This is a genomic window from Comamonas sp. Y33R10-2, from assembly GCF_019355935.1.
Taxonomy (GTDB): domain Bacteria; phylum Pseudomonadota; class Gammaproteobacteria; order Burkholderiales; family Burkholderiaceae_C; genus Comamonas.
Genome location: NZ_CP079925.1, coordinates 3,222,670 through 3,244,086, shown reverse-complemented (window position 1 = coordinate 3,244,086; position 21,417 = coordinate 3,222,670). Strand labels below are relative to the sequence as shown.

Sequence of the window (21,417 nt, the reverse complement as noted above, 5' to 3'; positions counted from 1 at the left end):
ACACCCTTTCCATGCCAGATGTCGATCAGTTTTCAGTAACGCTAATGGCGGCCGTCAACCTCATGACGGTCGCCTTTGCTCTGCCGTGGTTCATGGGAAAAAAAATGAGCCGGCCCGCCCGAAATGCACAGCAATTTCTGCTGCTGCATGGGCTTGCATGGCTACTCATCTTAGTAAATTTTTACTCGACCCTTTTGACATGGAATGCGCTCTTAGCAGTCTGCAGCACTAGTGCGGCGATAAGCGCACTGTGGCAGCTACATAAAGCAATCAAAGGCTGGGTGGGGCCACGCCACAAAGTTTTGACGAGCATATTTACCATGCTTTGCCTGCTGACATGGGCAGGCGTTGCCGCCTTGGCGCTTTATCAGCCCTACCGGCTGGCATGGTTCAGCATCAGTTATAGCTTGACGCTTTTTGCCTTGGTTGCAATGGTTTTCTTTCCTCGCAACACGTCCACCCAATGCTCCAAAGCTTGGCGATACTTGTTCGTTTTTTCCACGCTGTGTATTGCCGCCACACTCATCGCAAGAGGCATCTTCACGCTTGAAGCGCCCTGGATTTACACCTTTGCACAAGAGCCCAGCCCACACCTCTTTCTGACATGGGCAATCCCTTTCTTTAGCTCTCTTACCTTCGTCTCCATCTTGATGGCCTGTCGTGATGAAGAGTTGAGCGGTGAAAAGCCTCAAGAAGATATGCTGACCGGCCTGCCGCTGCGTCAGAACCTCAAAAATTTGGCCCGGTCTATGTTGCACCGCGCTCACCGCGAAAAGCTGCCGCTTGCGTTGATTTTTATCGACATGGATAACTTCTCCCGCGTCAACAAGCGTCATGGCTACAGCACCGGAGATGACGCATTGCAGCTGATATCACGCTCACTGAAAAAGCAAATGCGCGGCGATGAGCTGGTTGCTCGATGGCAGGGCGAATCCTTTTGTCTTATCGTTCACGCAGATTTACCAGGGGCGAACGCCTTGCTCACCCGCATCAAATCAACCATGAAAATGGGCGCGCAATATGAGCTGCAGCTTGATTTGGACTTCAGCGCTGGCTGCGCAATTGCCCCCATCGTATGGAAAGATTTGCACTTGGGCGAGATGAGCCAAAAAGCGGAGATTGCCTTAGAGCAGGCCAAAAAATTAGGCAGTGGCCACACTCAGTTCGTTACCCTGAATGCGCCACAAGAACCTGCTACTCCACCTCAACCTTGAGAAATTAGGGTCTGTTGAGAATTGATCGAAGATCGCGTTGTGGAGGCAAGGGGTTGGATGCAAGGCGCACGCCTGCAGCAAGGCTCTTGCCTTGCAAAGGTGGGCAACGCCGCAGGCAGCCCCTTGCCGCCGCAACCCGAAGGGAAGGAGGCAGGCCGGCCGCCACTCGTCGTTGTTCTCCTTGTGCGGGATAGCACCCGCACTGCGTCGCACGCCTAGATTGACAACCTGCCTGCCTCCTTCGCGACTCCGAGCAAATCTCACCAGACCCTAGCCTTTAAAGCTGGCTCTTAATCAAGTCAGCAGCCTTCTCAGCAATCATGATGGTGGGCGCATTAGTATTGCCGCTCACAATGCGCGGCATGATGGAGGCATCCACCACGCGCAGCCCCTGCACGCCATGCACGCGCAGCTGGGCATCCACCACATCCAGCGGCCCCGGCCCCATGCGACAACTGCCAACCGGGTGATAAATGGTATCGCCGTAATTGCGAATGAATTGCTCAATTTCTGCATCGCTGCGCGCCCGTGCTGAGTGAGCCAACTCCTTGCCACCCAAGCTTGCTAACGCAGGTTGATTCAGAATTTCACGCATGCGGTGCACGCCACGCACCATGCGCTGCATATCATCCGGCTCAGCAAAAAATGCTGGGTCTATGAGAGGCATGGTTCGCGCATCGTTGGAAGCCAGCCGCACCCGGCCACGGCTCTTGGGCTGCAAGATGCAGACATGGCAAGAGTAACCATGGCCCAGTACCGTTTTGCGACCATGATCCAGCAGCTTTCCCACCACAAAATGCAGCTGTAAATCAGGCATCCCTTCTTGCGACTGACTGCGAATAAATCCACCCGCTTCTGCAAAGTTGCTGGTCAGCATGCCTCTGCGCCCGTTGCGCCATTGCTCCACGCCTTTGCAGACGTTTTTGAGACCTGTGAGCGAGATACCAAAGCTGTCCGTCAACTGCGCGCCGCTCACCACCTGCATTACATCAGGGTGGTCGTGCAAATGCTCGCCCACGCCAGGCAAGTTGTGAACAACGTTAATACCCTGCCGCTGCAGATGATCAGCAGGGCCAATGCCCGAGAGCATGAGTAGTTGTGGCGACTGCAGCGCGCCCGCGCATAACAAGACTTCACGACTGCAACTGAGTTGCTGCACCTTGCCGCCCTGCACATATTCCACGCCTACAGCCTTGCGCCCTTCCATCAGCACCCGCAGCACCTGCGCGCTGGTAATGACTTGCAAATTAGGCCGGTTGCGCACCAGCGTCAGATAGGCTTTGGCCGCACTGCAGCGCTCGCCGTTGTGATGGGTGACTTGGTACAGCCCCACCCCCTCTTGGCTGGGCCCATTGAAATCAAGGTTGTGTACATGACCGGCTTGCACACCCGCCTGCACAAAGGCCTGCGCCAAAGGATTGGGATCTCGCAGGTCTGACACATGCAAAGGGCCACTGCCGCCATGCCAGGCATCTGCGCCTTTGCTGTTGCATTCGGCCTTTTGAAAATACGGCAGAACATCGATCCAGCCCCAACCAGTATTACCTTGAGCGCTCCAATATTCATAGTCCGCAGGCTGACCACGCGCATAAATCATGGCGTTGATGGAGCTAGATCCTCCCAACACCTTGCCGCGCGGTTGATAGCCCTTTCGGCCATTCAAGCCGGACTGGGCCACCGTCTCCATCGCCCAGTTCAGCGCTGTTTGTTTGGCCATCAAAGCCAGTCCTGCGGGACAGTGAATCAACACGCTTTTGTCTTCGTCCCCCGCCTCTAGCAGCGTGACGCTGACTGTGGGGTCTTCACTCAAACGCGCCGCCAAGACCGAGCCTGCCGAGCCGCTACCGATCACCACATAGTCACGCATAGAGTCCCCTGCTTTTGGAACTCATTTTGGACAAACCCGCAAAGCGCTGAAATGAGCAATAACACGGTCGTGCAGAAAAATGCCACGCACCCTGTTTGAGACTTATCACACGGTAGATGCCCGACTAGGGTCAAACCCGCTCAGATCCGGGATAACATTTTCCCGTTCAATCAAACTTATCTGAGTGGAGACAAAAAATGATGGCAATTCAAACCGTAGGCATCATCGGTGCAGGCACCATGGGCAATGGCATCGCACAGGCGTGCGCAGTGTCGGGCATCAATGTGGTGATGGTCGACATCTCTGATGCAGCCGTGCAAAAAGGTCTGGCTACCGTGGCCGGCAGCCTGGACCGCCTGATCAAGAAAGAGAAGATCAGCGAAGCGGACAAGACAGCTGCGCTGTCGCGCATCAAAATCTCGACCAGCTACGACGACCTGAAGGCCGCACAACTCGTGATCGAAGCCGCTACCGAGAACTATGACCTGAAGGTCAAGATTCTCAAGCAAGTCGATGCATTGGTAGGGCCCGACGTCATTGTTGCCACCAACACCTCATCCATCTCCATCACCCAGCTGGCCGCGGCCACCCAGCGTGCTGACCGTTTCATCGGCATGCATTTCTTCAACCCCGTCCCCATGATGGCGCTGGTGGAGATTATTCGCGGCCTTCAAACCTCTGACGCCACGCACGACGCCGTCAAGGCCATGGCGCTTGCGCTGGGCAAGTCGCCCATCACCGTAAAGAATGCACCCGGCTTTGTGGTCAACCGCATTCTGGTGCCCATGATTAACGAAGCCTTTCAAGTGCTGAGCGAAGGCACTGCGACCGCAGAAGACATCGACGCTGGCATGAAGCTGGGTTGCAACCAGCCCATCGGCCCGCTGGCTTTGGCCGACATGATTGGCTTGGACGTGTGCCTGGCCGTGATGGAGGTCTACCTCAAGGAGTTTGGCGACAGCAAGTACCGCCCCTGCTTCTTGCTGCGTGAAATGGTGGCTGCCGGCCGTCTGGGCCGCAAGACTGGTCAAGGCGTTTACACCTACTAAGCCAAGTCGCCAACACAAAAACAATAGCTGTCCGTGCTTTACCCATAAGCACTGGCAGCTTTTTTAATGCGAATTTATACCGTCGCAGCGGCAGTTTTTTCGATTGCCTAGCTAGCGCCAAAGTTGCGGCGCTTGTTCGGGATTTTATTCGGCAGATTTTTCCAACAGCGCCGAGCCAGTGGACATTAGGTGCGGGTCTCCCAATGTCCATATGGGTCTTTAGATCACCAAGAATATTGCTAGCGCAAAAATCATTTCTGAGCATATGATTTGTTCCGCCAAGGCATCAGGAACCCATACTAATCTTTGCCTGGCCAACGTTAGGCATCGCTCTAGTGTGTGGATGTTGTATCACCAAAATCGTTTTTTAATGGGTTTAAAAATGAGCGATGAAATTGATACCGACATGATCGAAGAGTCCTTGATCGTTATCGATCAGGCTTACGTAGAGTTCAAGAAAAGTGTTTTTGCACGTGCCACCAAGGAGATGGACTGGCAAGCGCGGCACAAGGCTGACGATGTCATCGTCTGCTTTGATGCAGTCAAATACTCAGGGCACCGACGCACCAAAGACTTGATGCTTGTTGAACTCGATCAGCTTTGCCAGAAGCTAAAACAGATGATTGAGTGGTCTTGTATCAACAGACCTTTTGACACAGCGGCATACGAGCATATTTTTAGGTTGGTTCAACTGTCCCAAGGTGCTGTGTATTCCGCACTAGGAATCTACAAACCAACTCCCCAACTCTTCCCCCGCTTAGGTTTGAAGACTTAATGAGAATCAAGAGAAAAGCACCCTAGGGTGCTTTTCTCTTTAAAGGGTACTTCTGGCCCGATAACCCAGCGCTGCGATTAGCTGGGCATTGCATTAAAGCAGTCCCATTGCGAACCCATTCACGCTCACTCTGCCCTGCAGTTGCACTGGTGCGACTGCGGCTGAAATGCACTTGAGGCATGACTGGTGCATCTTGCTCGCAGCCCATCAAAATGCAGTGGTCATCGACTTGCTGTAGCGTATGACTTCCAACAACCCAAGGAGACTGACATGGCCCAACTCGACAAGGTTCTCTACACGGCCCACGCCCACACCACAGGCGGGCGCGAAGGTGCCTCACGCACGGATGATGGTCGCTTGGATATTCAGCTCAGCTCTCCCGGCGGGGCAGGCAAAGGCACCAACCCAGAGCAGCTGTTTGCAGCAGGTTACTCCGCCTGCTTTATTGGTGCCATGAAGGCCGTGGCCGCCCGCCAAAAGCTAACACTGCCTGCCGATCTGTCGGTTGATGCAGAGGTCGACCTAGGCCCCGTGGGTGAAGTGTTTGGCATTGCCGCACGCCTAAAGGTCAACCTGCCCGGCATGGACAAAGCTGCAGCACAGCAATTGGTGGACGCAGCACACCAAGTCTGCCCCTACTCCAACGCCACACGCGGCAATATTGATGTGACGCTCAGCATTGTTTAATCCAACGACCTAAACCAACGTCTAAACCAGTGACCTAAGTCAGCTTGGGCCACAGAGCGCCGGGTGCTGAAACATAGCGCCCGGCATCTAGCTCAAAAATTCCCTCAAGCGTCAGCGGCCCCGCAATATCAGCGCTTGCATAACGGGCCAGCGCCAGCTGTGTCACCATCATCTGCGGCAAGTCTTGCCCCAACGCCCCCAACTGCTCCACCAGCTCATGTAAAGGCCTCTGCTGCGCATAGTGGCCAATGGTTACATGAGGCACATAACGCCAGTCCGGCGCAGGCTCTTCAGGCACCAGCGCAGCATGCAGGCGCTGCAGAGCGTGTACATCACCCTTCACACTTAGATAGGGCACGGTGGTAAAGCTATGGGCCTGTGCCACTTGCACAGTAAAGGCTTGCTGCTTTAGTTTTTGCAGCAATGCGATATCGGCTTGCAAAGCCTGCTCGTCATACTCCTGTGCCACATGACATGCGCCGCCCTGGCACAGCCCGCGATAAGCCAGCGTGATATGCGGCTGGCGTGCATAGTGCGGCAGCAAGGCGTCGCCCAACCTGGTTCTGGCCTGCTGCATCGTTTGCGCCAACTCGGCGCCATCGAGCATCACTACCCAAACGGCGCACCACGGGCAGCCCTGATGCCACTCAGAAAAATCTCTGTCCTCACAGGGTTGTGAAAATTCTTGGCTCGCTTGCATGTCCGCTAGGGTCTGTTGAGAATTGATCGAAGATCGCGTTGAGGCGGAAAGGGGTTGGATGCAAGGCGCACGCCTGCAGCAAGGTCATGCCTTGCAAAGGTGGGCAACGCCGCAGGCAGCCCCTTGCCGCCTCAACCCGAAGGGAAAGAGGCAGGCCGGCCACCACTCGTCGTTGCGCGCCTTGTGCGGGATAGCACCCGCACTGCGTCGCACGCCTAGATTGGCAACCGGCCTGACTCCTTCGCGACTCCGAGCAAATCTCAACAGATCCTAGTGTGCCAGCTTCAGCCCACATCTATAGTCTTTTTGCCTGCTAGTCCAATATCTATATAGACCTGCCGCTAGCAAATCAAAAGCAACTGCGGTCCACATGTTCAATCCCATCCAATCAGAGCGGGCAGGTTTGGGCATGACAATGCAAGCATGAGCGATACCCAACAAGACCCCTCTCACCCTTATGCAGAACTCACGCCTGATTGCGTGATCGATGCGCTGTGCAGCACGGGGCTTGTGCCGGATGGGCGCTTTACAGCACTCAGCTCGTATGAGAACCGCGTCTACCTCTCGCACCAAGATGATGGCAGCAAGGTGGTGGCCAAGTTCTACCGGCCCGGGCGCTGGAGCCGTGCACAAATTGAGGAAGAGCACGCCTTCTCTCAAGAGCTGGCCGATAAAGAAGTGCCCGTTGTCGCGCCTTTGGTGCTGCAAGGCCAGACTGTGCATGAGCACAGCGGCTTTTTGTTCAGCGTCAGCCCTTGGCGCGGTGGCCGCCGCCCTGAGCTTGATGACTGGGAAGTGCTGGAATGGATTGGCCGCTTTCTGGCGCGCATTCACACCGTGGGTGCGACCCAGCCCTTTACCCACCGCCCGGCGCTCGATCTCAAAACCTTTGGCCATGACTCTATGCACTACCTGCTGGAGCATGACGTTGTAGCGCTCGAAGTACGCACCCGCTGGAAGCAGGCCTGCGAGCAGGCTCTGGCTTTAATAGCGCCCGCCGCTGATGGTTTAAGCGCTGCAGGTCGTTTTGGCTTGCAAGCAGCAAGTCACATTCGCCTGCACGGCGACTGCCACCCCGGCAACATCCTCTGGACCCCGCTGGACGACGAAGGCCACGGTGGCCCGCACTTTGTTGATTTGGATGACGCCCGCAGCGGCCCCGCCGTGCAAGACCTGTGGATGCTGCTTTCTGGCGACCGAGGGCAGCAAACCCAGCAACTTTCTGCCCTGCTGGAAGGCTATGAACAATTTCGCAGCTTTGACCGGCGCGAGCTGGCACTGATCGAGCCGCTGCGTACCCTGCGCCTGCTGCACTACAGCGCTTGGCTGGCCCGCCGCTGGCAAGACCCTATCTTCGCCATCAACTTTCCTTGGTTTGGCTCCATGGATTACTGGCTGGGCCAAGTCGCCATGCTCAATGAGCAAATTGAAGCGATGCAGCAAGATCCCTTGTACGCCTGAACCCTGGCGCACAACTCGATGAACAAAGGCCCAGTCCGCAAGTCTCGGATTGGGCCTTTGTTCATCAAACGCTTAGAGCGGCTAAAACAACTCAGCAAATCGAAGATTTGCGATTGAGACTAGGCGTGAAGCCGCAGGCAGTGCAAGCGTACGACAAGGCAAAGCAACGACGTATCAAGGGTTGTATTAGCGACTCTTAGCAGCGCCCCTGCACGCGGCACTCCGGCACGGCCTGCCCTTGCGCATCACGCCACTGCACTGCGCCATCACCCGGGGCAGGCGCTGCAACAGGCGCCGCCGGTGATACTTCCACTTGCGGGCGGTTCGGGTCATGCAACACCGTCGAAGTACCTACACCAACACCCACGCTCGCTGCGCCCACGCCTGTGGATGCGCCCACACCGGCGCTACCCAGCACCTGCCCGCTTTGGTTAACGCCCACACCTACACCCACCGGGCCCAAACCAGTTCCAACACCTGCGCTAAGGCCGCCGCGGCCTAGGCCCACGCCCACAGAAAAAGGCCCAATCGGAATGCCTACACCGATGCCTGCACCGACAGAGCTGCAAGCTTGCAAACCCAGCGTCAGCACCAGCATCAGTGCGACTGGCGTGGCCAGCGAGCGGCTCAAAGCTGTTTTACCGGCCGTTTTAAAAGCAGTTTTCATAGCAACTCACTGATTTAGGTCTGCATTGTCAATCGCCGAGCTTGAAAAGAGCTTATCAATCAGTAACTCCATCAAAGGCTTCAGTACTAGCTTTTGCGGTGCATCGGGAGCGAGCAGACTGTTGTGCACCAGCGCCAGCCAAAATGGGCTGGCCAGCAGTTGAGCACTTTGAGCGACCGAGCGAGTTTGAAGCTCTCCTTCTTTCACCGCCAATGTCAGCAAGTCCTGTATATAAGCACTCCAAGCATCCAAGGCCAGCTCTTTGTAGAGCCTCGCCAACTCTGGGGCATGGCGGGCTTCGCTCAGCACCAATCGCGCCAGCATACCGCGCTCACTGTTTTCCACTGCATCCATGCTGGGCAACAAGTTGCGGCGCAAAAAGGCGCGCACGGTCTCACCCTTTTTGCGCTTAAGCGCCGTGTTTACCACTGAATGCCTGAGCGCATGCTCCACCACACCACGCAGCAGTTCATCTTTAGATGGGTAGTACAGGTATAGCGTGCCCTTGGCCACCTGCGCGCGGCGCGCAATGCGCTCCATGGTGCTGCGGGCCACGCCAGTCTCGACAAACTCGGCCAGCGCCGCCTCGTCAATTTGCTGGCGGGTCTGCGCCGTTTTGTCCAGACTGGGGCCACGCCTGCGGCGTTTGACTTGTGTGGCTTGCTCCGCACTGCCAATATCCGAGTCTGCACAAGGGGCAGCGGCTTCAGCCTCAACCATGCCTTGGAATCCTTTTCTAAAATTCATAAAGTTGACCAATTAGTCATTTTTATGAATTTTAAGTCAAACAGATTTCCCTAAGAGCGGCTAACACCGCCAAGCAAGCCTAAGGGTTTGCATTTGAGGCTCTAAGCACAAGCAAAAAATGACGGCCCCACAGAACAATCCCCCAATGCAATCCCGTCTGAGCCCTTATGCCTGGGTATGTTTCTCCATGTGCGTCGGCGTCATGGGCACCGCCTTGGCCACCCCGCTCTATCCCCTCTACCAGCAAGCTTGGGGACTGCAGCCCAGCCACATCACGCAGATTTTTGTCACCTACATGCTGGGCGCCCTGCTCAGCTTGCTGTTTCTGGGGCGACTGACTGATCGCTTCGGTTTTTTGAAGGTGCTGCGCTCGGCTCTCATCCTCATGACTCTCGGCGTCATAGGCTCCGCCTTGGCTTGGAACGTCAGCAGCTTAGGTGTGAGCCGCTTTGTTATCGGCCTGGCCTCGGGGATGATCACCACGTCAGCCTCTATTGGCATGACCCAGCTCAACAACAAGGGGGACTTGCAGCGCGCGGCGGCAATGACCAGCCTGACGATTGCCTTCGGTTTTGGACTTGGCCCCATCGTTGGCGGGCTGATGGCCCAGTGGGTTCCATACCCATTGACCACGGCGTATCTACCGCCTATTGTGCTGAGCTTTTTTGGAATTTATGCACTGTTTCAAGTGCGCCTACCAGTCGCCAACGGGCAAGCGGCGCAAGAACAGCAGATGAGCAAACTTTCCCTCAAGGATGTGTTGCCCACCATCTCGATTCCGCGCAAGCCGTTTCTTAAGCACTACGCACTGGCGTGTATGACGGCCTTCTCGATTTTTGGCATGTTCAGCCTGTTTGCCGCCATGGCCCCCAGCTTTATGGAGCATATGGTTCCTTGGCATGGGCCTGCTGTATCTGGTCTGACCATCGGCTTCATTCTCTTTATGTCTGCAGCCATACAACTGATGACACGCCACATTGCAACCAAGAAGCAGGCCATCGTTGGTCACTTTTCAATTGCTTTAACGAACGTGCTGCTCATCATCAACACTTTTGTGGGCTCTGCCCTGCTGTTTATCTTGAGTGTTCTGGCTATGGCTTTGGGCCATGCACTGGTCAACTTGGCGGGCATGGCCATCGTCAATAAAGTATCCAAACCCAACAATCGCAGCGGTTTGTTTTCCACCTATTTGATCGTGGGCTATGTAGGCACCATCGTGCCTATTTTGGGTATGGGTTGGCTGTCTGATCACATTGGTTTGACTGGTGCTTTGATTGGCTTTTGCAGCTGCCTGGGCCTGCTGACCCTGACGCTTGGCATTTTCAGCATACGTGCGCGTGTGCTGCCAATGCCGCGCAGCTAAACCAAATTCAAATTTGATAGCAACACCTCCTTACGATATAAGGACTACAAGGCTATAAATCTATAAAGCATAAAAACCCCGCAGAGCCACCACTCTGCGGGGTTTTTAATGAAAGCGAAAGCCGTTTAAGCCAGCAGTGCGTTCACACGCTTAACGTAAGCAGCGGGGTCTTCAGGCATACCGCCTTCCGCCAGCACGGCCTGGTCAAACAGAATCTGCGCTAGATCGTGGAAGTGCACGGAGCCGTCGAGCTTCTTGACCAGCGGGTGCTCAGGATTGACTTCCAACACGGGCTTGGATTCAGGCGCGGCCTGACCAGCTTGCTTGAGCAAACGAGCCAGTTGCAGGCTCATGCCGTCATCGCTGACCACCAAGCAGGCGGGTGAGTCCACCAAACGGCTGGTCGCGCGCACATCGTCGGCCTTGTCCTTGAGAGCTTCCTTGAGCTTGGCCAGCACGGGCTTGAAGACTTCAGCAGCTTCTTCAGCGGCCTTCTTTTCTTCTTCGTTTTGCAGCTTGCCCAAGTCGACAGCGCCCTTGGCCACGGATTGCAGCGGCGTGCCGTCAAAATCTTGCACAAAGTTCAGTGCCCACTCGTCGACACGGTCGGTCATCAAGAGCACTTCAATGCCCTTTTTCTTGAAGACTTCCAGCTGTGGGCTGTTCTTGGCAGCGGCCAGCGTATCGGCGGTGATGTAGTAGATGGCGTCCTGGCCATCCTTCATACGCGCCTTGTACTGGGCAAACGAGGTGTTCAGGCCTTCGTGCGTGGTCGATGCAAAGCGCAGCAGCTTTGCAATGCGATCCTTGTTGGCGATGTCTTCGCCCAGACCTTCCTTGAGCACCGCACCGAACTCGGAGTAGAACTGGGTGAACTTGCCTTCCTTGGCCTTGTCATCGGCATCCACCACGTCGGTAACTTCACCGTCAGCAGCGGCTTCATGCTTGTCGTGGCGAGCCAGATCTTCCAGCATGGACAGCACGCGCTTGGCCGAGCCTTCGCGGATCAGCTTCACGTCGCGCGACTCTTGCAGCAGCTCGCGGCTGACGTTCAGCGGCAGGTTTGCCGAGTCGATCACGCCCTTCACAAAGCGCAGGTACTGGGGCATCAGCGCTTCTGCGTCATCCATGATGAACACGCGCTTCACATACAGCTTGATGCCGGCGTGCTTGTCGCGCTGGTACAGGTCGTACGGGGCCTTGCCGGGAATGAACAGCAGCTGCGTGTACTCGGTATTACCTTCAACGCGGTTGTGGCTCCAGGTCAGCGGGTCTTCAAAGTCATGGCTGATGGCTTTGTAGAACTCTTTGTACTGTTCCTCGGTCACGTCCTTCTTGGCGCGTGTCCACAGGGCACTGGCCTTGTTGACGGTTTCCCACTCGCCGGTCTTGACCATCTCGCCGGGTTGATCGTTCTCGCCGTCCTTCCACTCTTCCTTTTCCATCAAGATGGGCAGGCTGATGTGGTCGGAGTATTTACTGATAACTTGCTTGAGCTTGTAGCCGTTGAGGAACTCCTCGGCGTCATCACGCAGGTGCAAAGTAATGCTGGTGCCGCGCTCGGCGCGGTTGATCTGCTCAATCTCAAAGTCACCCGTGCCGCCGCTGATCCAGCGCACACCATCGGCCGCAGCAGCATCTGCGCGGCGGGTTTCCACGGTGATCTTGTCGGCCACGATGAAGCCAGAGTAAAAGCCCACGCCGAACTGGCCGATCAGCTGCGAATCCGCCTTCTGGTCGCCAGACAGCTTGTCCATGAACGCCTTGGTACCGCTCTTGGCGATGGTGCCCAAGTTGTCGATGGCTTCTTGCTCGGTCATGCCGATGCCGGTGTCGGTAATCGTCAGCGTCTTGGCAGTCTTGTCAAAGGACACGCGCACTTCCAGATTAGGCTGATCGCCATACAGGCTGGAGTCATTCAGTGCCAAAAAGCGCAGCTTGTCGCAAGCGTCCGAGGCATTGGAGACCAGCTCGCGCAAGAAAATTTCCTGGTTGGAGTACAGCGAATGCGTAACCAGATGGAGCAGCTGGGCCACTTCGGCCTGAAAGGAATGGGTTTGCTTTGTCATGTCTTTGTGAGCGAAAAACTGAAATCAAAAGCCGCCCGGAGATGCACTCAAGGCGATTCATGCTCATAACTCGGGACTGGCCCTGATATTTCAAGGGGAGTTAGCTATAAATTTAGGCAAGAAAAAAGCGCAAGCGCTAATTCAAAAAGAATAGCTGCTTGCGCTTATCTATCAAGGCTATAGCCCTGTTTAACTAAAAACCCTCACGCTCCAAGTCAAAGACACCAAGGAAGGGCCGCCCCGCACCGAGGCTGTCGTTCCCCTCCCGCGAAGCGAGAGAGGGGTAAGGCGCAAAGCGCCTCAGGGGGTAATTAAAAAGTCTCGTGAGGAGCCAGGTAACGCCACTGACCCACAGGCAAGTTGCCCAGAGTCACGCCACCGATGCGGATGCGCTTCAAACCCACCACACGCAAGCCGACCTGTTCGCACATACGGCGAATCTGACGCTTCTTACCTTCAGTCAGCACAAAACGCAGCTGCTCAGGGTTCTGCCAGTCCACCTTGGCGGGCTGCAAAGGCTGGTCGTCCAGCGACAGGCCGTGGCGCAACAGTTCCAGCTTTTCTTCGGGGAAGACGGACTGGATATCCAGATCGCGGTCACCGAAGGTCACGCGCACCAGGTACTCCTTGTCGACTTCGGAGTCCTCGCCAATGATCTGGCGGGCCACGCGGCCGTCCTGAGTCATCACCAACAGACCCACAGAGTCAATGTCCAGACGCCCGCAAGGTGCCAAGCCCTTGAGCTGGCTGAAGTTAAAGCGCGTCTTGCTGCGGTCTTCATTCCAACGGTTCTCGTTGGTGAACAGAACCACAGCCGGTTCGTGACCGTCTTCAGCCTGGCCGCTCACATAGCCCATGGGCTTGTGCAGCAGGATGGTGACTTGCTGCTCTTGACGCTCCTGAGCCTGCTGATCAACCTCAACCTTGTCGCCGGGCACTACGTTCTGGCCCATGATTGCGATTTCGCCGTTGACCTTAACCCAGCCGTTTTCCACCCACTCATCAGCCTCGCGACGCGAGCACATTCCCATATCAGCGATGCGCTTGTTGATGCGAACGGCGCCGGGACGGTCGTCCTGACGGGGTTCCACCACTTCAGGCAGCTTGACGGGAATCACGCGGTCCGAGCCATCAGCGGCTGGACGGTAAGTGCGGATACCGGTTGTGGGGCGGCGGGTCGCTTCAGAAATGAACGAACCGGGGATATGGCGCTTTTCAGGCTCGCCACCACGGTCGTCACGGCGGTCACCACCGCGTTCACCACGGCGCTCGTCATTGCGGCGATCGCCACCACGGTCGCTGCGGTCAAAGGAGCGGCCCTCTGGACGGTCACCAAAACCACGGCTCTGTGGACGATCTCCGAAGTCACGACCACCTTGAGGACGATTGTTTGGGCGGTCGCCACCGCGATCACCACGGTCGTCACGGGGACGGAATTCACGACGTTCACCACCTTCGGAACGCTCTGGGCGGCCAAAGCCGGACGAACGTGGGCGGTCACCAAAGTCACGGCCTTGAGGACGATCGCCACCACGATCACCGCGGTCGTCACGAGGACGGAACTCGCGGCGTTCGCCACCTTCGGAGCGCTCTGGACGACCTTGATCAGGACGGCCAAAGCCGGAAGAACGAGGACGGTCACCAAAGTCACGGCCGCCTTGAGGACGATCGCCACCGCGGTCGTCACGCGGACGGAACTCACGGCGTTCGCCACCTTCAAAACGCTCTTGACGTCCTTGGTCAGGACGGCCAAAACCGGAAGAACGAGGACGGTCACCAAAGTCACGGCCGCCTTGAGGACGATCGCCACCGCGGTCGTCACGCGGACGAAACTCACGGCGTTCGCCACCTTCGGAGCGCTCTGGGCGACCTTGGTCAGGACGGCCAAAACCGGAAGAACGAGGACGGTCACCAAAGTCACGGCCGCCTTGAGGGCGATCGCCACCGCGATCGTCACGCGGACGGAACTCGCGGCGTTCGCCACCTTCAGAGCGCTCTGGACGGCCTTGGTCAGGTCGGCCAAAACCGGAAGAGCGTGGACGGTCACCAAAATCACGACCACCTTGAGGACGATCGCTACCACGGTCATCACGAGGGCGGAACTCACGGCGCTCGCCACCGCGATCACCACCATCACGCGACTCGCCGTAAGGGCGGAAACCTCGGTCACCACCGCCAAAGCTGCGCTCGCCGCCTTGGGCGGGGCGTTCATCGCGGTTAAAGCGGGGACGATCATCACGCGGGGCAAAGCCGCCACGGCGGTCACCGTCATCGCGGGATGGACGGCCTTGACCTTGCTCAGGACGACCATAGCCGGAGGAGCGTGGACGGTCGCCACGGTCATCACGCTGGGGGCGTGCTCCGCGATCGGAGCGGTCGCCGCCGCCGGATCTATAGCTGCGCTCTTCAGCGGGCCTCTCGGCCTTGGCTGGTGCACGCAAAACAGGGCGCGCCGATGAAGAATCGGGCACGGAGGAATCTTTAGGGGTATTGACTGACATTTGGCCGCTATTTTCGCGCAAGGCGGGCATGCAAGGCTAGGGTTATCCACAATTCCAGCGTGGCGCTGGGTTTTAGGGCAAGGGCCCAAAGCAGCTTGCCTCAGAACGTGCTGCTGCTTTTTTGTTGCGCCAACAAATTCTATGGAATCAACACCTTACGAAAAATTCTTAAAGTCAGTGCAAACTTCATAGCAAGCATCAGGCGGCCACCTTGCGTGGCGAGCTGAATTCACCGTAACGCAGCTTATCCAAGTCCAGCACACGCAAGCCGCCGTACTCGATCTGAATCACTCGCTCGCACTGAAGCACGGCCAGCGCCTCATTCACGCGCTGACGTGACAAGCCCACCAAATTAGCCAACTCTTGCTGAGTAATGCGCAAAACTTTTCCCACGCCGGGATAGAGCAAGGGATTGAACAGTGCGGCCAGACTGCGTGCCACGCGCAGATCGGGGTTGCTCATGCGGTCAATCTCACGCGCAGCGATGAACTGGCCCAGTCGCTCATTGAGCTGATTCATCACAAAGCGGTTAAAGCCGATGGAGTGATCGAGCAGCCAGTGAAACATATCGATAGGCAAGCCGCCCACCACGCTTTTTCGCAAGGCTTGCACGTTGTAGCGATAGGGCTCGCGCTTGATCACCGTGCCTTCGCCAAACCAGCCACCGGGCGGCAAGCCCGCCAGCGTCATGCTTACGCCGTTGGCGTTATCTGTGTTCATTTTGAGCAGGCCGTCCACCACGCCAAACCAGTAGGTCGCGGGGTGGCCGGTACTGCAAACATAGTCGCCGGGCTCAGCATCACCCACGACCAGAACGCGCTGCACGTTTTCACGCTCCAGCGGTAGCAAAGTCGGCCACCAAGGGATACCTTCTAGTTCAGCAGCTAAAGGCTTGCGGCGCCTTTGGTGCAATGACAGTTCATGACTCATAGTCAGCAGCATTGCCAAAGCGGGGCCGCTGCAAAAGCGGGATTTCCACGAGGCAGCGAATGCGCTGCTTGCGCAGCCCTAGGGTCTGCTGAGATTTGCTCGGAGTCGCGAAGCAGGCAGGCCGGCTGCCAATCTAGGCGTGCGACGCAGTGCGGGTGCTATCCCGCACAAGGAGTACAACAAAGAGTGGCGGCTGGCCTGCCTTCTTCCCTTCGGGTTGCGACGACAAGGGGCTGTCTGCTGCGTTGCCCACCTTTGCAAGGCATGAGCCTTGCTGCAGGCGTGCGCCTTGCATCCAACCCCTTGTCGCCGCAACGCGATCTCAGATCAATTCTCAACAGACCCTGATCACAGCGGATATTCACTATCAAGACTTTCCCGCAAATTGTCGCCCAACAGACATCAGGACGTCAAAGCCATCCCTAGCATGCCTGCAAGACTTCAGGTTCTGGGCGTTCTCGCTAGCACGCCCCAAAGACGCAAAGGATCAGGCATGACAAGCACGTTCCCGCAACTGCTGCTCAAGCACGCGACAGAGCGCCCCGATGCGCCTGCTCTGCGTGAGAAGGAGTACGGCATCTGGCAAACGTGGAGCTGGAAGCAAGCCGAGCAAACCGTGCGCCATATGGCTTGCGGCCTGCGCGCGCTGGGTCTTGCGAAGGGGCAAAACCTCGCCTTCATCAGCGACAACCGTCCTCATGTTTATTTGGGATTTTTGGCAGTGCAGGCCTGCGGCGCTGTGCCCATTCCTCTGTATCAAGATGCCGTCGCTGCCGAGATGATGTTTGTGATGGAAGACGCAGAAATCGCGTTTGCCTTTGCAGAAAATCAAGAGCAAGTCGACAAGCTGCTGGAAGTGCGCGAGAGCGTTGCCAGCATTCGCCACATCATCTATGACGACCCGCGTGGCCTGCGCAAATACGAGCAGCCCGGCCTCATCAGCACCGAAGAGCTGCTGGCCAAGGGCAAAGAATGGGATACGCAAAACGCCGGCGATTATGAGGCCATGGTTCAGGCCGTACAGCCCGATGATGTCTCGGTCATCCTCTACACCTCAGGCACCACGGGTAAGCCCAAAGGCGTATGCCAGACCCATGCCAGCTTTGGCGAATCAGCGCGCGGCGGGGTGCAGACCGATCAGCTCAAAGCTTCAGACAACGTGATCTGCTACTTGCCCCCGGCTTGGGTGGGCGACCATTTGTTCTCGTTCGCACAATGGCTGGTGGCGGGCTTCACCATCAACTGTCCGGAATCTGCCGCCACCATCTCCATCGACCTGCGCGAGATTGGACCCAGCTACTACTTTGCGCCGCCGCGTATTTTTGAAGGCATGTTGACCTCGGTCTCCATCCGCATGGAAGACGCGTCTCCGCTCAAGCAATGGCTGTACGCGAAGTCCATGGGCGTGGCCCGCCGCGTGGGCTCGGACATTCTGGATGGCAAAAGAGTGGGCGCAATAGAGCGCCTTAAGTACCAACTGGGCGACCTTTTTATCTACGGCCCGCTGCGCAACGCTATGGGCTTGTCGCGCATCCGCGTTGCCTATACAGCAGGCGCAGCCATTGGGCCCGAGCTGTTTCGGTTTTTCCGCTCCATCGGCATCAACCTCAAGCAGCTCTACGGCCAGACCGAGACCTGCGCCTATGTCTGCCTGCAGCGCGATGGGCAGGTTGAACTCTCAAGCGTCGGACAAGCAGCACCCGGCATCGAGCTCAAAATTGCCGACAACGGCGAGGTACTGGTCAAGGGCGTATCCGTTCTCAAGGAGTACTACAAGCGCCCCGACGCAACTGCCGAAGTAATGGACGCCAACGGCTACTTTCACACCGGCGATGCAGGCGTGATCGACGCCAGCGGCCAGTTGCGCATCATCGACCGCGCCAAAGACGTGGGCAAGACCAGTCGCGGCGCCATGTTTGCGCCTAACTACATCGAAAACAAACTCAAGTTCTTCCCCCACATCAAAGAAGCCGTGTGCTTTGGCCATGGCAAAGATCAGGTCTGCGCCTTCATCAACATCGACTACGAAGCCGTGGGCAACTGGGCCGAGCGCCAAGGCCTGCCCTATGGCGGCTATGTCGATCTGGCCAGCAAAGCCAAGGTGCTTGAGTTGATCGCCGACTGCATTGGCCAAGTCAACGCCGATTTGGCCAGCGAGCCCGGCATGGCCGATACCCAAGTGGCCCGCTTTTTGGTGCTGCATAAAGAGCTAGACCCCGACGACGACGAGCTGACTCGCACCCGCAAAGTGCGCCGCAACTTCATTGCAGATAAATATGGCGTGCTGATTGATGCGCTGTACACCGGCAAAAAAGAGCAGTTCATCGAGACCGTGGTGAAGTTTGAAGACGGCCGCACGGGCAGCGTCAGTGCCACGCTGTCCATCGTGGATGCGAGCATCCATCCCACTAGCGCCAAAGCAGCCGCCTGAGAGGAATTGTCATGAATACAAAAACGGCTGGCGACGTGGTTTTAGACATCAAAAACATCAGTCTGCGCTTTGGTGGTGTGAAGGCGCTGACCGATATTTCTTTCAACGTCAAAGAGCATGAAATCCGCGCCATCATCGGCCCCAACGGCGCGGGCAAAAGCTCCATGCTCAACTGCATCAACGGTGTCTACACACCGTCCGAAGGGTCCATCACTTTTCGCGGTCAGACCTTTAGTCACATGAATAGCCGACAGGTGGCTGAGATGGGTGTGGCGCGCACCTTTCAGAACTTGGCGCTGTTCAAAGGCATGAGCGTGATCGACAACATCATGACTGGCCGCAATCTCAAAATTAAGAGCAACATCCTTATGCAGGCATTGCGACTGGGGCCTGCTCAGCGCGAGGAAATGCAGCACCGCGAGTTTGTTGAACATATCATCGACTTTCTTGAAATTCAGGCTTGGCGCAAGACCCCTGTGGGCCAGCTTCCCTATGGCTTGCAAAAGCGCGTTGATCTAGGCCGAGCCCTCGCCATGGAGCCGCAGGTGCTGCTGCTGGACGAGCCCATGGCCGGAATGAACGTGGAAGAAAAGCAGGACATGTGCCGCTTCATCCTCGATGTGAATGAAGAGTTCAGCACCACCATCGTTCTTATCGAGCACGACATGGGTGTGGTGATGGACATCTCGGACCGCGTGGTGGTGCTGGACTACGGCAAAAAGATCGGCGACGGCACACCCGATGAAGTACGCAACAACGAAGACGTGATCCGGGCTTACCTCGGCTCCAGTCACTAAAGGAGCAGAGCATGGGATTTTTCCTTGAAACCTTGTTCGGCGGCCTTATGGTGGGCACGCTGTATGCGCTGATCGCCATTGGCTTTGTGCTGATCTTCAAAGCCTCGGGCGTCTTCAACTTTGCGCAGGGCGCAATGGTGCTTTTCTCAGCGCTGACCATGGCGCGTTTTTCGCAGTGGATTCCCGGCTGGCTGGGTATGGAGCCGGGCTGGCTGGGCAATCTACTGGCCATCATCGTCACGCTGGCGCTCATGGTGGTGGTCGCTTGGCTGATTGAGAGACTGGCTCTGCGCCACCTCGTCAATCAAGAGCCCATCACCTTGCTAATGGCTACGCTGGGCATTGCTTACCTGCTCGATGGTCTGGGCCCCATGATTTTTGGCAGCGAGGTCTACAAGATTGATGTGGGCATGCCCAAAGATCCAATCTTCATCATGGATGGACTGATTCCCGGCGGCGTGATGATCAGTTTGGAAGATTTGTACGCGGCCTGCATTGCCGCTGTGCTGGTAATTTGTCTGAGTATCTTTTTCCAAAAAACCAAGACCGGCCGCGCCCTGCGCGCTGTGGCGGATGACCATCAGGCCGCGCAGTCCATCGGCATTCCTCTGTCGCGCATCTGGGTCATTGTCTGGTCGGTGGCTGGCGGTGTGGCGCTGGTGGTCGGCATCATCTGGGGCAGCAAACTGGGTGTGCAGTACTCGCTGTCACTGGTCGCGCTGAAAGCCTTGCCTGTGGTGATTCTGGGCGGCCTGACCTCACTGCCCGGCGCCATCATCGGTGGCCTGATTATTGGTGTGGGTGAGAAGCTCTCCGAGGTCTATATCGGCCCCATGGTGGGCGGCGGCATTGAGACTTGGTTTGCTTATGGACTGGCTCTGTGCTTTCTTCTTGTACGCCCCCAAGGTTTGTTTGGGGACAAGATCATTGACCGCGTCTGAACGAAAAGGACTGACACATGTTTTATCGTGAAAACGGGCAGTTCAAGACCAGCTACGCGGCAGACCAGCAGATCTTTGGCGTGGCGCAAGACCGCTGGGCGATTGTGCTGGTGCTGGCCTTTGCATTTCTGGCCATTCCTTTCATCGCCAGCGACTACACGTTTCAGGCCATTCTGATCCCCTTTGTAATCATGTCGCTGGCCGCGCTGGGGCTCAATATTCTGGTCGGCTACTGCGGTCAGATCTCTCTAGGCACCGCGGCTTTCATGGCCGTCGGCGCCTATGCAGCCTACAACCTGCAAGCGCGCATTGAAGGCATGCCTTTGCTGGTAGCCCTTATTGGTGGCGGGCTGGTAGCTATGGTTTTTGGTATCTTTTTTGGCCTACCCAGTCTGCGCATTCGCGGCCTGTACTTGGCTGTGGCAACGCTAGCCGCTCAGTTCTTTGTGGACTGGCTCGCTACCCGCGCAGCATGGGTGACGAACAACTCATCGTCCGGCTCGGTGAGCGCCAAACCACTGGCCATTGCGGGCTGGGCCATCGACACGCCCATGGAGAAATATCTGCTTTGCCTGGCCTTGCTTTGCGTGCTGGGACTGGCTGCTAAAAATCTGGTGCGCAGCTCGGTAGGCCGTGAATGGATGGCAATGCGCGACATGGATGTGGCCGCCGCCGTCATCGGCATTCGCCCCACCTACGCCAAGCTCTCTGCCTTTGCCGTCAGCAGCTTCATCGTGGGTGTGGCCGGTGCGCTCTGGGGCTTTGTGCACCTGGGGGCTTGGGAGCCCGCAGCTTTCAGCTTGGATCGTTCGCTGCAGCTGCTGTTCATGATCATTATTGGCGGCTTGGGCTCTATCGTTGGCAGCATCTTTGGCGCAGCCTTTTTCGTGCTGCTACCGCTGCTGCTCAACCAAGTTCCACATTGGCTGGGCCTGCCGCTTTCAACCGCTACAGCCACCTATCTGGAGCACATGATTTTTGGTGCGCTGATCGTGTTCTTCCTGATTGTGGAGCCGCATGGATTAGCCAAACTCTGGGCGACCGCTAGACAAAAACTGCGCGTCTGGCCTTTCCCGCATTAATAACCCCCCTGTGCCGCTTTGCGGCTTCCCCCAAAGGGGGACGGCACCATCGCCGCGAGGCGGCTCTTGCTTGGTGCCTCTGAGCTGGTTCATGCCTGATCAAGATTTTTTTCGTTTCTTCAAGACACCGCAGAGT

Annotated in this window: 17 protein-coding genes; 10 read left to right on the top strand and 7 right to left on the bottom strand. The window is 56.9% G+C overall.

The annotated features are described in order from the left end of the window. Positions 1 to 11 precede the first annotated feature (11 nt). Positions 12 to 1,214, top strand: a complete 1,203-nt coding sequence (locus KUF54_RS14585) for a GGDEF domain-containing protein (RefSeq protein WP_219343492.1) — start codon at positions 12 to 14, stop codon at positions 1,212 to 1,214. 277 nt (positions 1,215 to 1,491) lie between these two features. On the opposite strand, the gene KUF54_RS14580 is transcribed toward KUF54_RS14585, so the two are convergent. Then, complete coding sequence (locus tag KUF54_RS14580; protein WP_219343491.1) at positions 1,492 to 3,081, bottom strand: GMC family oxidoreductase; 1,590 nt, start codon at positions 3,079 to 3,081, stop codon at positions 1,492 to 1,494. A gap of 200 nt (positions 3,082 to 3,281) precedes the next feature. Between KUF54_RS14580 and KUF54_RS14575 the strand changes: the two genes are divergently transcribed. The 3 genes from KUF54_RS14575 to KUF54_RS14565 all read left to right on the top strand — a co-directional run bounded on the left by KUF54_RS14575 (position 3,282) and on the right by KUF54_RS14565 (position 5,592). Continuing rightward, positions 3,282 to 4,130: a 3-hydroxybutyryl-CoA dehydrogenase gene (locus KUF54_RS14575; protein WP_219346418.1), complete on the top strand. Its 849-nt coding sequence runs from the start codon at positions 3,282 to 3,284 to the stop codon at positions 4,128 to 4,130. A 382-nt stretch (positions 4,131 to 4,512) separates the two neighbouring features. After that, a complete protein-coding gene (locus KUF54_RS14570; RefSeq protein ID WP_219343490.1) occupies positions 4,513 to 4,905 on the top strand; it encodes a hypothetical protein in 393 nt (130 codons plus the stop codon). 270 nt (positions 4,906 to 5,175) lie between these two features. After that, a complete protein-coding gene (locus KUF54_RS14565; RefSeq protein ID WP_219343489.1) occupies positions 5,176 to 5,592 on the top strand; it encodes an organic hydroperoxide resistance protein in 417 nt (138 codons plus the stop codon). 34 nt (positions 5,593 to 5,626) lie between these two features. On the opposite strand, the gene KUF54_RS14560 is transcribed toward KUF54_RS14565, so the two are convergent. Next, positions 5,627 to 6,292 (bottom strand): 2'-5' RNA ligase family protein, encoded by a 666-nt coding sequence (locus tag KUF54_RS14560; protein WP_219343488.1) that lies wholly within the window; start codon positions 6,290 to 6,292, stop codon positions 5,627 to 5,629. A gap of 423 nt (positions 6,293 to 6,715) precedes the next feature. On the opposite strand from KUF54_RS14560, the gene KUF54_RS14555 reads away from it, so the two are divergent. Further along, positions 6,716 to 7,753 (top strand): serine/threonine protein kinase, encoded by a 1,038-nt coding sequence (locus KUF54_RS14555; protein ID WP_219343487.1) that lies wholly within the window; start codon positions 6,716 to 6,718, stop codon positions 7,751 to 7,753. Positions 7,754 to 7,949: 196 nt separating this feature from the next. Here the strand turns inward: KUF54_RS14555 and KUF54_RS14550 are convergent, their stop codons facing one another. Together KUF54_RS14550 and KUF54_RS14545 are read right to left on the bottom strand one after the other, a co-directional pair. Beyond that, a complete protein-coding gene (locus tag KUF54_RS14550; protein ID WP_255576456.1) occupies positions 7,950 to 8,351 on the bottom strand; it encodes a hypothetical protein in 402 nt (133 codons plus the stop codon). A 75-nt stretch (positions 8,352 to 8,426) separates the two neighbouring features. Beyond that, entirely contained in the window at positions 8,427 to 9,140 is a 714-nt protein-coding gene (locus KUF54_RS14545; RefSeq protein ID WP_219343485.1) for a TetR/AcrR family transcriptional regulator, read from the bottom strand. Between the two features lie 172 nt (positions 9,141 to 9,312). Here KUF54_RS14545 and KUF54_RS14540 point away from each other — a divergent pair, with 172 nt between their 5' ends. Continuing rightward, a complete protein-coding gene (locus tag KUF54_RS14540) occupies positions 9,313 to 10,530 on the top strand; it encodes an MFS transporter (protein WP_219343484.1) in 1,218 nt (405 codons plus the stop codon). Positions 10,531 to 10,655: 125 nt separating this feature from the next. Here KUF54_RS14540 and htpG read toward each other — a convergent pair whose 3' ends face one another. From htpG to KUF54_RS14525, 3 genes are all read right to left on the bottom strand, one after another. Next, complete coding sequence (gene htpG / locus KUF54_RS14535; RefSeq protein WP_219343483.1) at positions 10,656 to 12,599, bottom strand: molecular chaperone HtpG; 1,944 nt, start codon at positions 12,597 to 12,599, stop codon at positions 10,656 to 10,658. Positions 12,600 to 12,910: 311 nt separating this feature from the next. After that, positions 12,911 to 15,100 carry a pseudouridine synthase gene (locus KUF54_RS17450; protein WP_255576140.1) on the bottom strand — a complete coding sequence of 730 codons (2,190 nt, stop codon included), beginning with the start codon at positions 15,098 to 15,100 and terminating at the stop codon, positions 12,911 to 12,913. Between the two features lie 198 nt (positions 15,101 to 15,298). Further along, complete coding sequence (locus KUF54_RS14525) at positions 15,299 to 16,030, bottom strand: Crp/Fnr family transcriptional regulator (protein ID WP_219343482.1); 732 nt, start codon at positions 16,028 to 16,030, stop codon at positions 15,299 to 15,301. 493 nt (positions 16,031 to 16,523) lie between these two features. Here KUF54_RS14525 and KUF54_RS14520 point away from each other — a divergent pair, with 493 nt between their 5' ends. The 4 genes from KUF54_RS14520 to KUF54_RS14505 are packed head-to-tail and all read left to right on the top strand — an operon-like array spanning position 16,524 to position 21,281. Then, a complete protein-coding gene (locus tag KUF54_RS14520; RefSeq protein WP_219343481.1) occupies positions 16,524 to 18,461 on the top strand; it encodes a long-chain fatty acid--CoA ligase in 1,938 nt (645 codons plus the stop codon). Positions 18,462 to 18,472: 11 nt separating this feature from the next. Continuing rightward, positions 18,473 to 19,258, top strand: coding sequence for an ABC transporter ATP-binding protein (locus tag KUF54_RS14515; protein WP_219343480.1), 786 nt, complete (start codon positions 18,473 to 18,475; stop codon positions 19,256 to 19,258). A gap of 11 nt (positions 19,259 to 19,269) precedes the next feature. Continuing rightward, entirely contained in the window at positions 19,270 to 20,199 is a 930-nt protein-coding gene (locus KUF54_RS14510) for a branched-chain amino acid ABC transporter permease (protein WP_219343479.1), read from the top strand. A 17-nt stretch (positions 20,200 to 20,216) separates the two neighbouring features. Further along, positions 20,217 to 21,281, top strand: a complete 1,065-nt coding sequence (locus tag KUF54_RS14505) for a branched-chain amino acid ABC transporter permease (RefSeq protein ID WP_219343478.1) — start codon at positions 20,217 to 20,219, stop codon at positions 21,279 to 21,281. The last annotated feature ends 136 nt before the right edge of the window (positions 21,282 to 21,417 follow it).